At 37.7% G+C, this 14,555-nt stretch carries 12 protein-coding genes; 8 read left to right on the top strand and 4 right to left on the bottom strand.

Translation table 11 applies throughout. From position 1 onward, the window contains the following. Positions 1–104: 104 nt before the first annotated feature. The 3 genes from ACRD7B_RS20295 to ACRD7B_RS20285 all read left to right on the top strand — a co-directional run bounded on the left by ACRD7B_RS20295 (position 105) and on the right by ACRD7B_RS20285 (position 2,445). Complete coding sequence (locus ACRD7B_RS20295; RefSeq protein WP_430826483.1) at positions 105–383, top strand: hypothetical protein; 279 nt, start codon at positions 105–107, stop codon at positions 381–383. Between the two features lie 280 nt (positions 384–663). After that, the gene (locus ACRD7B_RS20290) at positions 664–1,854 is read left to right on the top strand and encodes a hypothetical protein (protein ID WP_430826482.1); all 1,191 of its coding nucleotides are present in this window, start codon (positions 664–666) and stop codon (positions 1,852–1,854) included. A gap of 6 nt (positions 1,855–1,860) precedes the next feature. Continuing rightward, on the top strand, positions 1,861–2,445 hold the full coding sequence (locus tag ACRD7B_RS20285; RefSeq protein WP_430826481.1) for an FMN-binding protein: 585 nt from the start codon (positions 1,861–1,863) through the stop codon (positions 2,443–2,445). On the opposite strand, the gene dinB is transcribed toward ACRD7B_RS20285, so the two are convergent. Further along, positions 2,440–3,513 (bottom strand): DNA polymerase IV, encoded by a 1,074-nt coding sequence (dinB, locus tag ACRD7B_RS20280; RefSeq protein ID WP_430826480.1) that lies wholly within the window; start codon positions 3,511–3,513, stop codon positions 2,440–2,442. The genes ACRD7B_RS20285 and dinB overlap by 6 nt on opposite strands. A 313-nt stretch (positions 3,514–3,826) precedes the next feature. On the opposite strand from dinB, the gene ACRD7B_RS20275 reads away from it, so the two are divergent. Together ACRD7B_RS20275 and mnmC2 are read left to right on the top strand one after the other, a co-directional pair. Continuing rightward, positions 3,827–5,284, top strand: coding sequence for an MATE family efflux transporter (locus ACRD7B_RS20275; protein WP_430826479.1), 1,458 nt, complete (start codon positions 3,827–3,829; stop codon positions 5,282–5,284). Further along, entirely contained in the window at positions 5,274–5,945 is a 672-nt protein-coding gene (gene mnmC2 / locus ACRD7B_RS20270; protein ID WP_430826478.1) for a tRNA (5-methylaminomethyl-2-thiouridine)(34)-methyltransferase MnmC2, read from the top strand. The genes ACRD7B_RS20275 and mnmC2 overlap by 11 nt, the downstream gene beginning before the upstream one ends. A 55-nt stretch (positions 5,946–6,000) precedes the next feature. On the opposite strand, the gene bamJ (ACRD7B_RS20265) is transcribed toward mnmC2, so the two are convergent. The 3 genes from bamJ (ACRD7B_RS20265) to ACRD7B_RS20255 form a co-directional block, all read right to left on the bottom strand. Continuing rightward, positions 6,001–6,825, bottom strand: a complete 825-nt coding sequence (gene bamJ / locus ACRD7B_RS20265) for a BamJ family beta-barrel-assembly machinery protein (RefSeq protein ID WP_430826477.1) — start codon at positions 6,823–6,825, stop codon at positions 6,001–6,003. A 34-nt stretch (positions 6,826–6,859) separates the two neighbouring features. Then, complete coding sequence (gene bamJ / locus ACRD7B_RS20260; protein ID WP_430826476.1) at positions 6,860–7,444, bottom strand: BamJ family beta-barrel-assembly machinery protein; 585 nt, start codon at positions 7,442–7,444, stop codon at positions 6,860–6,862. 79 nt (positions 7,445–7,523) lie between these two features. Beyond that, positions 7,524–9,806, bottom strand: coding sequence for a family 20 glycosylhydrolase (locus ACRD7B_RS20255; RefSeq protein ID WP_430826475.1), 2,283 nt, complete (start codon positions 9,804–9,806; stop codon positions 7,524–7,526). A gap of 186 nt (positions 9,807–9,992) precedes the next feature. Here ACRD7B_RS20255 and era point away from each other — a divergent pair, with 186 nt between their 5' ends. From era to ACRD7B_RS20240, 3 genes are all read left to right on the top strand, one after another. Beyond that, entirely contained in the window at positions 9,993–10,877 is an 885-nt protein-coding gene (gene era / locus ACRD7B_RS20250; protein WP_430826474.1) for a GTPase Era, read from the top strand. A 110-nt stretch (positions 10,878–10,987) separates the two neighbouring features. Beyond that, the gene (gene der / locus ACRD7B_RS20245) at positions 10,988–12,292 is read left to right on the top strand and encodes a ribosome biogenesis GTPase Der (protein WP_430826473.1); all 1,305 of its coding nucleotides are present in this window, start codon (positions 10,988–10,990) and stop codon (positions 12,290–12,292) included. Positions 12,293–12,446: 154 nt separating this feature from the next. Further along, positions 12,447–14,483 carry a putative porin gene (locus tag ACRD7B_RS20240; RefSeq protein ID WP_430826472.1) on the top strand — a complete coding sequence of 679 codons (2,037 nt, stop codon included), beginning with the start codon at positions 12,447–12,449 and terminating at the stop codon, positions 14,481–14,483. Positions 14,484–14,555: the final 72 nt, after the last annotated feature.

Here is a 14,555-nt window from a genome sequence, read left to right as displayed (position 1 = left end):
GGTCTAATTTGAAATAAAAAACCAAACGCCCAATAAATGGGCGCTGTAGAAGAGAATTTTATGAATCCCGACTTTAGTCGGTTAATAGTGTAAAACAATAGTTTATGGCAAGTATTAAAGAATTGAAAAAGGATATCAACTTTCTTGCTTCTGAGTTAGTTACAGAAGCCTATATTAAGGAAATGTTGAAAGACGATGTTAATAGTGATCAGTTAGCTCAGATATTAGTAAAGGCGATGATATACCGTAACGAGTTAATCAAGCGTGCTAATCACCCTGATGGAAAAGATAATCCAAAATTAGTTAAGGCCTATTATACAAAGCTTCGTAAAGATATGATGGAGCAGTTCATGGCTATTTCTGAAGAGACAAACAAGCTGTAGTTATCAAGTTTATACGATACTAAACTTCCGTTCTTAATTGAGCGGAAGTTTTTTTGTGCTTTTTTTTACATCACTATTAATGGGGATACATTTAGTTATGGGGTATATGTTGTGTAAGTGGTAGGTAAAGAGTTTCTTATGACCATGGTTGATCTTGTGGTAATTTAAATACAGCTAGAAATTGGTATTAGAGGTAAGATAAATCCCCATTTGTAGGGATTTCATGATGGAGGGCTATTCGGTATTTTTGTGCCGAAATATAAATTTCTAGCTTATAATTATGAAAAAGATATTACTACTTGCATTTGTTTGCCTTGGCATTGTTAGCGTACAAGCTCAACAGTTAACCGATAGCCTAGGCTTGAATCAAAATACTGCACAGCGATTATTAAATTCGAATAAGGGCCTTACTGTTGGTGGTTATGGCGAAGTGCATTTTAACCAAGCATTAGATGGAGATACATATAACAACGGTAAATTAGATGTACACCGCATCGTTATGTTGTTTGGTTATAACTTTAGTGAGAAGACTCAATTTGTAACAGAGCTTGAGTTTGAGCATGTAAAAGAAGTTTATGTGGAGCAAGCATTTATTCAGCACAAACTTAGCAATGCATTTCAGTTTCGCGGTGGATTAATGTTGATTCCAATGGGTATTGTGAACGAGTACCACGAACCAAATACATTTAATGGTGTGGAACGTCCTCTTATCGATAAATACATTGCGCCTACTACTTGGCGTGAGATTGGTGCCGGTTTTACTGGTAATGTGCTTCCTGCTTCTCTTCGATATCAAGCTTACATTTTTGGCGGATTCAATGGATACGATGATGGTGCTAATTTCAGTGGGAAAAACGGATTGCGTAAAGGGCGTCAGAAGGGTGCAGAAGCCTATGTAAGCTCACCAAACTTTGCCGGTAAGGTTGAATACTATGGAATACGTGGATTAAATGTTGGTCTGTCAGGATACTTTGGTAAGTCGAGCAGTACTTTGTATGATGGTCTGGAAAAGAGTAACGAAGCCGGACTTGCGGCGGCAGATTCATCGGTAGTTGGTATGTCAATGATTGGAGTAGATGCTCGTTATACCTATGGAGGATTGCATTTACGCGGCCAGTACTACCTCAATTCATTATCAAATACCACACAATACAATGAGTTTACAGGCAGTGATTTGGGAAGCTCAATGATTGGTTACTATGTTGAAGCAGGTTACGACGTTTTCAAACACCTCGACAATGTAAAGACAGGTTTAATTCCTTTTGTACGTTACGAAGCTTACGATACTCACAACAAAGTTGACGGTATGCTTGCCAAGAACGATGCCTACGATGTGAAGGCCATTACAACTGGTTTGACCTTGAAGTTAACTCAGAATGCTGTGCTAAAAGCAGACATGCAGTTTGTTAAATCAGCCGATGCTGATGAGTACTCAAAAACCATTAATGCCGGATTTGGTATAATGTTTTAATAAGATATGATGAAGCAATCAGTACTACTAATTCTACTATTAACACTTAGCTGTTACAGTTATGGTAATGGCGATGTTAATTACAAACATAAAGCCATTCAAAAAACGCTGGTAAAGAGCTGCAAACTGCTTAATCCACAATTGAGTGAAATAACTTTACCTGAGGAATTAAGTGTAGCAACAGAAGGCAAGTTTTTTAATGTGGAAAGTGATGCTGATACAGAAATAAAACATGTATACATTGGGCGTGTGAACAGTTGCCGGGCCGGCGGCTGTTCCATTGCCGATGATGCTATGCTTGGTGCGAGTGAGTATTTCGACTACATGGTGCTTTTTAATGATGCATGTAATGTTGTTTTGGTAAAAGTATTTAACTACCAAGCTAGTCACGGCCATGAAGTAACAGCAAAGGGTTGGTTAAAACAATTTATTGGTTATTCAGTAGAAGATAATTTGGAAGTAGGCAAGAATATTGATTCCATTTCGGGCGCCACCATATCGGTGAATGGCATTACAAATGATGTTGAGGAAAAAACCTCTTTGTTAAAAGAAGTTGTTCAAGCTGAAGCTAAAATAGCAACCACCTTATAATTCTTTAAAGTCGATTTCAAGCTGTCGGGCATCCAATTGCCTTTCTTCCGGAAAATTTGAAACAGTGATTCCCAACAAGCGAATGGGTCGATTGATGGGAGCCTCTCGTAATACATCTTGTAAGATCTGAGTGATTTGTTTTTCTGATTTAATAAGATAGTCAACTGTTTTGGAACGGGTCAACTGCTCAAAGTTGTCAAATTTTACTTTCAGTGTAAGAGTCTTACCCGATTTCTCCGATTTGGCCAGGCGCCGCATTAAGCCATCTTTCAAATTATTTATCTCGTGCTGAATTTGTTGTTTGTCGTGGAGGTCTTTGTTAAAGGTATTTTCAATTCCCACCGATTTTCGTTCCCGATGAGGTCGCACAGGTCTGTCGTCAATACCACGCGCCACGTCGTAAAAATATTTACCAGCTTTCCCAAAATGAAGCACTAACTTGGCCAAGTCGTATTTCTTTAGATCCTTACCATGGTGTATGTTGATGGCGTGCATCTTCTCGGCCGTCTTTTTACCTACCCCAAAGAACTTTTTAATGGGTAAGGCGTCAATAAAGTCAATAACTTCATCGGGTTTAATAAGGAAAATGCCATTGGGCTTACGTTGATCACTGGCAATTTTAGCAAGAAACTTATTCACACTAATGCCGGCGGAAGCTGTTAGCTGCGTTTTTTCAAATATCTTTTGTTTGATTTCTTTGGCAATTAGAGTGGCCGAAACCATTCCCTTTTTGTTCTCACTCACATCCAAAAAGGCCTCGTCCAGTGACAGTGGCTCAACCAAATCAGTATATTCGTAAAATATGCTCATTACCTGTCGTGATACTTCTTTGTAAACATCGAAACGATGTTTCTGAAAAATGAGATGAGGACAACGGCGTAGTGCTGTGCGCGAAGGCATTGCCGAGAAGATGCCAAACTTACGAGCTTCGTAACTGGCGGCAGCAATTACCCCTCTTTCACCGTTTCCACCAACCACCACAGGTTTGCCCCGCAGTTCAGGAAAGTCGCGTTGCTCAATGGAAGCAAAGAAGGCATCCATGTCGATATGTATTATTTTACGTATCACCTCACAAAGTTATACCATTTTCATTATACTAATCGGTATTATACCATTTGTATTCTAAATTCGAGAGCTATCGGATGATCGATAACGCATTTTGCTAATTAGAATGGTTAATGCCGATACAAAACCACAGATTGATTTTTATCAATCGTTTTGGTTTGTAATCGGTATTAGTAAATAATAGCTGTGTTTTGCGAAACTAAAAATACCGTACAATACACTTTAACAATAGGCAATTTACCCTATCTTCGTAGCGCAAAATTACCACCATAATAACTTCAATAGATCACCTCGCATTAATTGCAGAATTATTAGAATGAAGAAAACGATTGATTTAACTGAAGGGCCAATTTTTAAGCAGTTACTAAAACTGGCTTTACCAATTATAGGTACTTCATTGATGCAAATGGCTTACAATTTAACCGATATGGTTTGGTTGGGGCGTTTGGGAAGCGATGCTGTAGCATCTGTGGGCGCTTCAGGTTTTTATATTTGGTTAGGCATATCCTTATTGTTGGTAACAAGAGTTGGTGCTGAGGTTGGTGTATCGCAGTCATTGGGTAAAAAGGATGTGGAGAGCGCAACACGATTTGCTCGTCATTCATTGTTTTGGGCCTTTTTATTATCAATAGTAATTGCTGCCATTGTTTTAATATTTACACCTCAGTTGATAGGCGTTTTTCGTTTGTCGCAAGGTGTGGTTGAAGATGGCGCCATTTCTTATTTACGTATCGTTTCCATGGGTTTCGTCTTTACTTTTGTTAACCCAACTTTTCAGGGAATATACAATGGTATGGGCAATAGTAAACTGCCTTTTTATTATTTATTGGTTGGTTTGGGTTTAAATATGGTGCTCGATCCATTGATGATATTTGGATTTGGTGTAGTTCCAGCTATGGGTGTGAATGGTGCTGCCTGGGCTACTTTTATTGCACAGTTTGTTGTGTTTGCAATATTCTATATCCGCTTTGTTTGGAAGAAAGAAATTATGGATCCTGATTTTAGGCGATTCAAATTAAGTAAAGATATCAGTCGACGAATCTTTAAGTTAGGGATGCCTGTTGCCATGGAGAGTAGTTTGTTTGCTATTTTTGCTCTTATATTGGCACGCATGATTACCAAGTGGGGAGATATACCCATAGCAGTTCAAAGTGTGGGTGCTCAAATTGAAGCTTTATCCTGGATGACATCGTCCGGCTTTGCCACTGCTTTGGGTAGTTTTACCGGACAAAATTTTGGAGCAGGAAACTGGCAACGCATTCGAAAAGGCTACTACACAACATTGGGAATTGGTATTTTTATTGGAGCACTTGTAACAACAGCATTTTTTGTTTTTGGTAAGGAAATATTTTCCCTTTTCTTGCGTGAAGAAGAACCATTACAAATGGGGATAGTCTATTTAAAGATATTAGCCGTATCGCAAACCTTCATGATTGTTGAAATCATCACACGGGGAGCGTTTAATGGTATTGGGCGTACTGTTCCCCCGTCCATTGTTGGAATTGTGTTTACCGGAGCAAGGGTGCCTGCGGCCTTTGTTTTATCCGCTGAGCGATATTTAGGTATGTTGGGTATATGGTGGGCCATTAGTTTGTCAAGTGTTTTTAAAGGAGTTATTCTCTCTTCTTGGTATCTACGAGTGTTAAGGAAAGCATCAGGGCAGGAGACTGCTACTAAAAAGAAAATGAGCTTGACTGTTCTACTTCCATCGCGTTTGAGGCAGAATATTTGGGTTAAATCAAACGATAAACAAAGAGATAAGCATGCCAGATAATAATAGGCCTGAGCTAGAGCTAATTGTATCGGCCGATGGTTCGCATACTTTGTATGTGCCTGCACTCGATGAGCATTACCATTCAGTTAATGGAGCTATCAACGAATCGTTACATGTTTTTATCCAGGCAGGTTTAAAGCATTGTAAAAAAAAGAACGTTTCAATTCTGGAAATAGGCTTGGGGACTGGTTTGAATGTACTTATGACAGCATTGAACCAAGAGGATCGTGTGATAAACTACCATGCTTTGGAAAAGTATCCAATAAAGGGTGCGTTGGTAAAGCAATTAAATTTTGGCAGCAATGAAGCTGAAAGTCATTTGTTGCAGAAGATCCATGCTCTACCTTGGCAGAATAATGAAATACTTAAACCTAATTTCCACCTTTTGAAAGATGAGGTTGATCTTAATGATGTGAAGCTTGAAGCTGGATATGACTTGGTTTATTTCGATGCTTTTGCACCGGAGAAGCAAGGCGATATGTGGAACGAAACCATCTTCCAGAAAATATATGATGCCATGAACCCAAGGGGTATTTTAACAACGTATTGCGCCAAGGGAGTGGTGCGAAGAACAATGCAAGATTGCGGGTTTACTGTTGAACGTATTCCCGGGCCTAAAGGGAAACGTGAAATGCTTCGGGCAACTAAGCCTAATGGTTAAAACAAAAAAAGCTGTTACTCTTTCGAATAACAGCTTTTCTAAGTTATATAAAAAGCTATTTTTTAGCTTCTATAATCTCAACTAAATCAAGGTCGAAAATCAAAGTTTCATTTCCACCAATTTTAGCTCCTGATCCTCTTTCGCCATAGGCCAGGTCAGAAGGAATGTGTAAACGCCATTTTGAACCTTCAGGCATTAATTGTAATGCTTCAGTCCAACCTTTAATTACACCTGTAACAGCAAAAGTTGCTGTGTCACCTTTTTCAACTGAACTATCAAAAACAGTACCATCAATCAATGTACCATGGTAAGTGCATTTAACACGATCTTTTTTAGTTGCCTTAGGCCCCTTACCTTCACGAAGAATTTCATATTGCAAACCACTTTCAGTAACCATTACTTCAGCGCGAGCTTTATTCTCTTCGAGGTAGTTTTGACCTTTTTCAAGATTTGCAGCAGCAGCTTCCAATTTCTCAGCTTCCTTTTTCTTCTTAATCGCTTCGAAAGCTTTACGAAGAACCACATCCGCTGAAGTTTCAGTGAAATATGATTTGTTATAAGCTAACTCATTTAAGAAACCTTTGAAAAAAGCATCTTCATTGATTTCTTCAAATTGATTAATGCGAAATTCCAGATAGCGCTCATTTAATGATCTTTTTGCAAGAACTTTTGCTAAATCAACCATTGCCAAAGAATCCATTTCAAAAGGTATCTTTTGAAACTGTTCACTTATTTGATTAGCTTCGATGTAACCCAATGCGTAGCTAACGCTATCCACATTGTTTTTAAAGTCCATTTTGCCAGTTTTAGGTACTTTTGAGCAAGAAGCAAATACCAAAACTACCATCAATGTTGTAAACAGTAAACTAGAAAGTTTCATTGTAATAAAATTTATTAGAGGTTAAAAAAAATGATTATTTAATCGCCAATAATTCTACTTCAAAAACTAAAGTAGTATGAGGTCCGATTTTATCACCAGCACCGCGCTCACCATAGGCAAGATCAGATGGGATAAACAAACGCCATTTTGAACCAACAGGCATTAATTGTAAAGCTTCAACCCAACCTTGGATAACTCCGTTAACCGGGAAAGTTGCTGGTGCTCCGCGCTCAACAGAACTATCAAAAACAGTTCCGTCAATTAAAGTACCATGGTAATGACATTCTACTTCGTTTGTAGCAGCTGGCTTTTCGCCTTTTCCTTCGGTGATGATTTCGTACTGTAAACCACTTTCCAAAGTAACTACACCTTCTTTTTTAGCGTTCTCTGCTAAGAAATCTTTACCAGCCTGAATGTTACCGGCATGTTGTTTTTGTTGAAGTTCTCCAAAGAAAGCTTGAAGAATTTCATTGGCCTCTTCAGGTTTCATTTCAGTTTCTTTACCTTCAAAAGCAGCCTCAAGACCTTTTGCAAATTCTGTATATTCAATTGTCTCAATACCTGATGATTTTAGGTTTTGAGCCAAATTCATCCCTAGTGCATAACTAATTTTGTTCATCTTTATGATCTTATCAATTTATATTAGGGTGCGAAAATACATTATCCCTTTAGAAATAAAAAATAAGAATTACAATGTTCTAATAACTATATGATTGTGGCGTAGCTGTAGTGAATTTTTCAGCACCCCACAGCCTAAAACTAACTTTAGGCCCATTCCATGCCTGAGGGAAACCACCAATATTATTGTTTAAATAAATTAGTTTGACCGGATGTTTTCCCTTTGAAAGGTTAATGGTCGAATTGTTTCTCGAGAATCGTTTTACTTCCTTATCATTATCAATAAGAAGCTGTTCTGCAATGAAAAATTGATCAAGGTTTGTCTCGAACTCATAAATACCGTCTTCCGGAATTTCAATATAACCGGTGTAAATTGAGGCCGATGGATTTTCGTGACCATCGCGTTTTTTTCCTTTGACCACTGACATAGAGTCATGCCGAGTTTCCCAATCTTTAATTCCAACTATTTCTTCAACACCAATAAAACGGCCTTTGGTGAATTGCTCTTGCAGACCAATCTGAGTTGTTGTAACATCAAGCGCATTAATTTTATCTTGCTGTACAAGTTCTATTGTACGATAAGGTCCCATTTTGCCAGTAGGCAATACGCAAGCAATTTTAATGGTTTTGTCTTCAGCAAACAGCAGAGTGTTTTTATATTCGCTTGACTCAAGGCTTGGTTTTGTACCATCCGTGGTGTAAACCATTTTTAAATCACGCGTATTACTGAAATTTACTTTAATGTTGTTTTCATAAACCATTTTGTTGACCGGACCTTCGGCAAGCGGAATGTGATAGTTAATGTTGTGAGCATCCATTCTTATAAACTGGGCATTCAATCGTTGCACAAAATCAGCATAATCCTTCTTGCTTTTTTGAGACCAATTAACTTCGGCAAGGGCTATTATACGTGGATATACACGATATTCAACTAGTTCAGGTGTGTACATGTATTCGCTCCAGACATTACCTTGTGTGCCTAATACGTGGTGTGCCATATCGGCTTGTAATTGCTCAGGCACTGGCTCGTATGAATAGGTTTCTTCAAGCGTAGTGTAACCTCCAATTGCAACTGGTTCAACACGCGAATCGCCCTGGTAGTGATCGAGGTAACACCAATTGCCTGGGGTCATAACTATATCGTGACCTTGGGCAGCGGCATCGATACCACCTTTCTCTCCTCGCCACGACATTACTGCAGCTGACTTGGCTAAGCCACCTTCCAAAATTTCGTCCCAGCCAATCATTTTTTTATCATGTGCTAAAAGCACTTTTTCGATACGTTTGATAAAGTAACTCTGAAGCTCATGTGTATCTTTTAACCCTTCATTTTTTATGCGAGCTTGGCAATGCTTACATTCTTCCCATCTTTCCTTTGGGCATTCATCGCCACCAATATGAAAGTAAGGCGAAGGAAATAATTCAACAACTTCGTCAATAATATCAGCTAAGAAAGCAAATGTTTCTTCACGACCGGCACAATAAACGTCAGGTTCAACACCCCAAGTATTTCGAACTATGAATGGCCCGCCCGTGCAAGAGTATTCGGGGTAAGCTGTTAATGCTGCTAAAGCATGTCCAGGTAATTCAATTTCAGGCACTACGGTAATAAAACGTTCTGCGGCGTAAGCAACTATCTCTTTAACTTCTTGCTGAGTGTAGAAACCACCATATTCTGACCCATCGCCTTCGATGCGTTTTGATCCAATCTCGGTTAAGAGCGGGTATTTTTTTATCTCGATACGCCATGCTTGATCTTCGGTTAAATGCCAGTGGAAAGTGTTCATCTTAAACATGGCCATCATATCCAGGTGTTTCTTGATGTTTTCAACAGGAACAAAATGACGGCAGACATCCAGATGCATACCTCGCCAAGGAAAGCGTGGCGCATCGTTGATGGTAACGCAAGGTATTTGCCATTTTACGCCATGTACATATTTTGGATTCTCAATCTGAGGAGGCAATAATTGTAAAAGCGTTTGCAAGCCATAAAACAGACCACTCTTGCTCGACGCAGAAATGTTCACGCTTGTAGCTTCTACTTTTAATTGATAAGCTTCTTCTTTTAACTTAAGGTCTTTATTAAGCTCGAAGCTAATGTAGTTTGTCTTGGGTTTTTCATTCACAATAGATATATCGTCGCCCGAAACAGTTTTGAATTTATTTTGAATAAGCTCAGCTATTGTGTTGATGCTTTCGTTATTAACGAACAAGCTTGTTGACTTTGTCAGTTCAAAATGGCCGTCTTGATTTGTTATTTCTTCAACCTGAGGTACAATTGAAATTGATAAAGATTGTTCTTCCGATTGGCAGGCATATAAGCCTATGCATAAAATAAAGATACTAATACTTTTGAATCGCATTTCGATGGTTTTAATTAGTTATTCTCTCGTTACGAACCAAATTTACAAAATACTCATTAAATTATATTTGTTATTCATACTTATTGTCTTTGAGTATATACAATAGTAAAAAACAAGATGGTTTTTTATTCGAAACAAACTGCATTAAAAGTAGTACCTTTGTGCCGAATTAATGGAAAATGGATTATGGCACACAAAGCAGGCTTTGTAAATATTGTAGGTAACCCCAATGTAGGTAAGTCAACTTTATCAAACGAATTGGTCGGAGAGCGTTTATCAATTATAACATCAAAAGCACAAACTACTCGTCATCGTATATTTGGGATAGTTAATGAACCAGAGTATCAGATAGTGTTTTCGGATACGCCTGGTGTACTAAAGCCGAATTACAAGTTGCAAGAGTCGATGTTAAAGTTTTCAAAGGCCGCTTTGGCTGATGCTGATGTGATTCTATACGTTACCGATACGTTTGAAAAGCCCGATAAGAATGATGAATTTTTGAGTTCTGTTCAAAAAACCAACATTCCTGTTTTATTAGTTGTCAATAAAATTGACCTTATTGACCAGGATAAATTAGATGGGATTTTAGACTTCTGGCAAAAACAGTTACCCAATGCTGAAGTTTTTCCAATGTCGGCTTTGCATAAGTTTAATGTCAAAAATCTTTTTGCACGTATAAAGGAATTATTGCCTGAGTCTCCAGCCTTTTTCGATAAAGAATCGTTAACTGATAAGCCGGAACGTTTTTTTATTGAAGAAATAATTCGTGAGAAAATATTAATTCAATATAAGAAAGAGATTCCTTATTCAGTTGAGATTGAGGTGGAAGAGTATGTAGAGGGGACTGAAAGAGTCGATATTCGTGCGGTAATTCATGTGGCTCGCGATTCACAAAAAGGAATAATCATCGGTCATAAAGGGGTTAAGTTAAAGTGGGTTGGCATTGAAGCTCGAAAAGATATTGAAGCCTTTTTGAAGAAAAAAGTAATGCTAACTACCTATGTTAAAGTAACAAAAGATTGGCGTGATAAAGATAGTTTCTTGCGTGGTCACGGATATGAACTAAAATAATTTCATCGGACTAAAAAGGCTGATTTATATTATTTTAATAAGTAAAGATTGGTGATGCAATGTAGATTTTCTACTTTTGCAGCCCCCAAAACAAAAAAGTAAAAAATACCATGGGTAATATAGTTGCAATTGTAGGAAGACCTAATGTAGGTAAATCAACGCTATTTAATCGTTTAACTGGTACACGTCAAGCTATAGTTGATGAAATGGCTGGTGTTACACGAGATCGTTTATATGGAAAAGCTTTCTGGAATGGAACCGAGTTTTCGGTTATCGATACGGGTGGTTATGCGACAAACTCAGATGATATTTTTGAAGAAGAAATTCGCAAGCAAGTATTAATTGCCATTGAAGAGGCCGATGTTATCGTGTTTGTGGTTGATGTACTTACGGGTGTAACTGATTATGATGAAGGCGTAGCAGAGATTTTACGTCGATCAAATAAACCGGCATTGGTTGTTGTAAATAAAGTGGATAATAGCGAGCGCATTTTAGAAGCAAGCTATTTTTATTCCATGGGATTGGAAGATTTATTTCCAATTTCTTCAATTAATGGTTCTGGTACGGGTGAGTTCCTTGATAAGTTAGTTGAAATGTTGCCAAATGAGGGTGAAGAAGAAGCGGTGGATTTGCCTCGTTTTACAATTGTTGGTCGACCTAATGCTGGTAAATCATCGATTATTAATGCCTTTATTGGTGAAGATCGCAATATTGTAACGCCTATTTCTGGAACAACTCGCGATTCGATTTATACACGTTACAATAAGTTTGGCCATGACTTTTTCTTGGTCGATACGGCTGGTGTGCGTAAAAAGACAAAGGTACATGAAGATCTTGAATTTTATTCGGTGATGCGCGCTATTCGTGCCATCGAAAATTCGGATGTTTGTATGTTGATGATCGATGCAACGCGTGGTATTGAAGGACAAGATCAAAAGATATTTCATCTGATTCAACGCAATAAAAAAGGTATTGTAGTTTTGGTGAATAAGTGGGATTTGATTGAGAAAGACCATAAGACCACTCTGGCATTTGAAGAAAAGATACGTGATGCCTTCAAGCCATTTGTCGATTTTCCAATAGTATTTACTTCAGCGCTAACAAAGCAACGTATACATAAGGCGATTGAAACGGCTATCGAGGTAAATAATAACAGAAATACAAAGATTACTACATCGCAGCTGAACGATACCTTATTGCCAATAATCGAGAACAACCCTCCACCATCAACAAAAGGAAAATTTGTTCGCATCAAATATATTACGCAGTTGCCAACGCATTCACCTTCGTTTGCCTTCTTCTGTAATTTGCCTCAGTATGTGAAAGATCCATATAAGCGTTTTCTTGAGAATAAAATCAGAGAGCACTGGAATTTTCATGGTATTCAGGTACAGGTGTTTATTCGTAAAAAGTAATTTTCTGTTAAGAGCTTGTTTGGATTAGGACTTGTGATTATTCAAAAACTAATTTGAGATGTTTCCTAAACTGCCTGTTGAATAAAGTTTTTATCTATATTTGTTATAGTATAATTTTAAACGGACTGCTTTGTTTTTTCTGAATTTCTTAGGTTTGAGACGATATAATAATCTGGCATTAGCAAAATTTAGTTTATTAATAGTGTTCCTTGTTTTTGGATCAGATATATTGGCTCAAAGAACTTTGCAGGGGCCACCTACTGGAGCTGGCAATGATAGGCAACAAGGAGAAGATCCAGGTTCTGAAGAGGAGCAAGGTGTATTTATAAAGCCTGATGTACGGGTTTGGCATTTGACGGATGATTATACTTATAGTGATTCAACTGATGTAGATACACTATCGGCAGGTTACCAGATTTTCAATCCAATATATAAGCGAAGTATAGCAAATAATTACCTTGGAAATATGGGCTCAGCCTATCAATCCATGATTTTTTCGGATCGGGAATATCGTTATGGACATTTGTTTGAAAATGGATTTATGGCATATATTCCTGAACCTTACGAGTTGTTTTTTGTGAATACAAAAACGCCATATGTTAATTTAACTTATCATTTTGGGGGGCCTAAAAGACGTTCGGAAGAGACCATCAGTGTGATGTTTACTCAGAATGTAAATCGCCGCTGGAATGTTGGGGCTCAATATTTTCTTTCGTCTTCTATTGGTATGTTTCAAGCTCAGCAGGCGGAAAATCAAAATTTCAAGTTTATTAGTAGTTATAATGGTGAAACGTATAATCTGCATACAGCTTTTATTTTCTCGAAGGTTGATAATTATGAAAATGGTGGGATAAACCGGGATGAAGAAGAGTTGAATTTTACACAGGTATCACCTGAAGTTGTTCCCATGTTTTTTAATACAGCTGAAAATGAGATTAATATTTATAAGTTGTTTTTAAATCAATCTTTATCGATAGGTAAAATAGATGTTAAAAGTAATGATTCAATAACGAACCAGTTACCTGTAAGTACCGTCTATCACACCTTGGAGTTGGAGCATAACACTAGAGAACATCGTATTGCTAATCTAGAGTCATACTATGTCGAGGGTTTTGATAAAGCATTTTATCCTAATATTTATGCTGATAGTTTGCAAACCAGAGATTCGGTGAGTATTAGTACGATGAGTAATACTTTTCAGATAAAGTTTAACGAAGAAGCGAATTCTCTATTGAAATTTGGATTGCGTGCTTTTATAAAAAATGATATCACACGTTATAAATATCCAAAGCAACCTGTTGAATACGACAAGGTTAATTCGGATTATATACCACATTATCTTCAAAACGATTCAACGCTTGTAACAACTGCTATTGGTGCTCAGATATTTAAAAACCTGGGTAAGAATTTTTGGTGGGACGCGGGTGCTAAGTTATACATTCAAGGCTATCGGGCTGGTGATTCTGAATTAACAGGTAGTATTAATTCAAGCTTTCGATTGGCTAAGGATACGGCTGGCTTTTTTGCCAATGGAGGTATCTATTTAACTACTCCTGAATTATTTGAGAGCACGTATTTCTCAAACCATTTAAAGTGGGATAACGCTTTTCGTCAAAAGAAGATAGTTCGCTTTAATGGTGGAGTACGAGTTCCTACAAAGCATTTGGAGTTAAGTGCTGGTGGGCAATTTATAAACGATCATATTTATTGGCAATTTAATGGACTGCCGGAGCAAACGAGTGATGTGTTGCAGGTCTATCATGCTGCGCTAAAGAAGCAATTCAAGTTTGGCGGTTTTCGAAGTCATAATAATCTGGTGTTTCAACACAGCAGCGACCAGGATATTATTCCACTTCCTATGTTGGCTTATTACAATTCAACCTATTATCAGAATACCCTATTTAAGGTATTGTATTTTCAGATTGGATTTGATTTTCGCTATAACTCAAAATACTATGCACCATTCTACATGCCTGCAACATCGCAATTTGTGAATCAAAAAGTTGATGAGGTAGGTGAATATCCTTGGGTTGATGTTTTTATTAATTTGCAATTGAAAAGAGCTAGGATCTACGTGAAGTTCGATCATGTTAATCAAGGATATCCGGATAAACCATATTATACCACATTTAATTATCCAGGAAATCCACGTAGTTTAAAGTTTGGCGTATCGTGGAATTTCTATGACTAATCCACAAATGTGTTTGAGGGCTAATTTGTAGTAAGTCACCAGAATAGTTACCTTTGTACCGAATCAAAGGGG

It is taken from the genome of Carboxylicivirga fragile (genome assembly GCF_050589805.1).
GTDB lineage: Bacteria > Bacteroidota > Bacteroidia > Bacteroidales > Marinilabiliaceae > Carboxylicivirga > Carboxylicivirga fragile.
This window is presented reverse-complemented; position numbering and strand designations above follow the sequence as displayed.

Coding starts and splice junctions, on each gene's coding strand:
- era (WP_430826474.1), top strand. CDS start 9,993: ATGGCACACAAAGCAGGCTTTGTAAATATTGTAGGTAACCCCAATGTA.
- bamJ (WP_430826476.1), bottom strand. CDS start 7,444: ATGAACAAAATTAGTTATGCACTAGGGATGAATTTGGCTCAAAACCTA.
- bamJ (WP_430826477.1), bottom strand. CDS start 6,825: ATGAAACTTTCTAGTTTACTGTTTACAACATTGATGGTAGTTTTGGTA.
- ACRD7B_RS20285 (WP_430826481.1), top strand. CDS start 1,861: ATGATGAAGCAATCAGTACTACTAATTCTACTATTAACACTTAGCTGT.
- ACRD7B_RS20290 (WP_430826482.1), top strand. CDS start 664: ATGAAAAAGATATTACTACTTGCATTTGTTTGCCTTGGCATTGTTAGC.
- ACRD7B_RS20295 (WP_430826483.1), top strand. CDS start 105: ATGGCAAGTATTAAAGAATTGAAAAAGGATATCAACTTTCTTGCTTCT.
- ACRD7B_RS20275 (WP_430826479.1), top strand. CDS start 3,827: ATGAAGAAAACGATTGATTTAACTGAAGGGCCAATTTTTAAGCAGTTA.
- ACRD7B_RS20255 (WP_430826475.1), bottom strand. CDS start 9,806: ATGCGATTCAAAAGTATTAGTATCTTTATTTTATGCATAGGCTTATAT.
- der (WP_430826473.1), top strand. CDS start 10,988: ATGGGTAATATAGTTGCAATTGTAGGAAGACCTAATGTAGGTAAATCA.
- mnmC2 (WP_430826478.1), top strand. CDS start 5,274: ATGCCAGATAATAATAGGCCTGAGCTAGAGCTAATTGTATCGGCCGAT.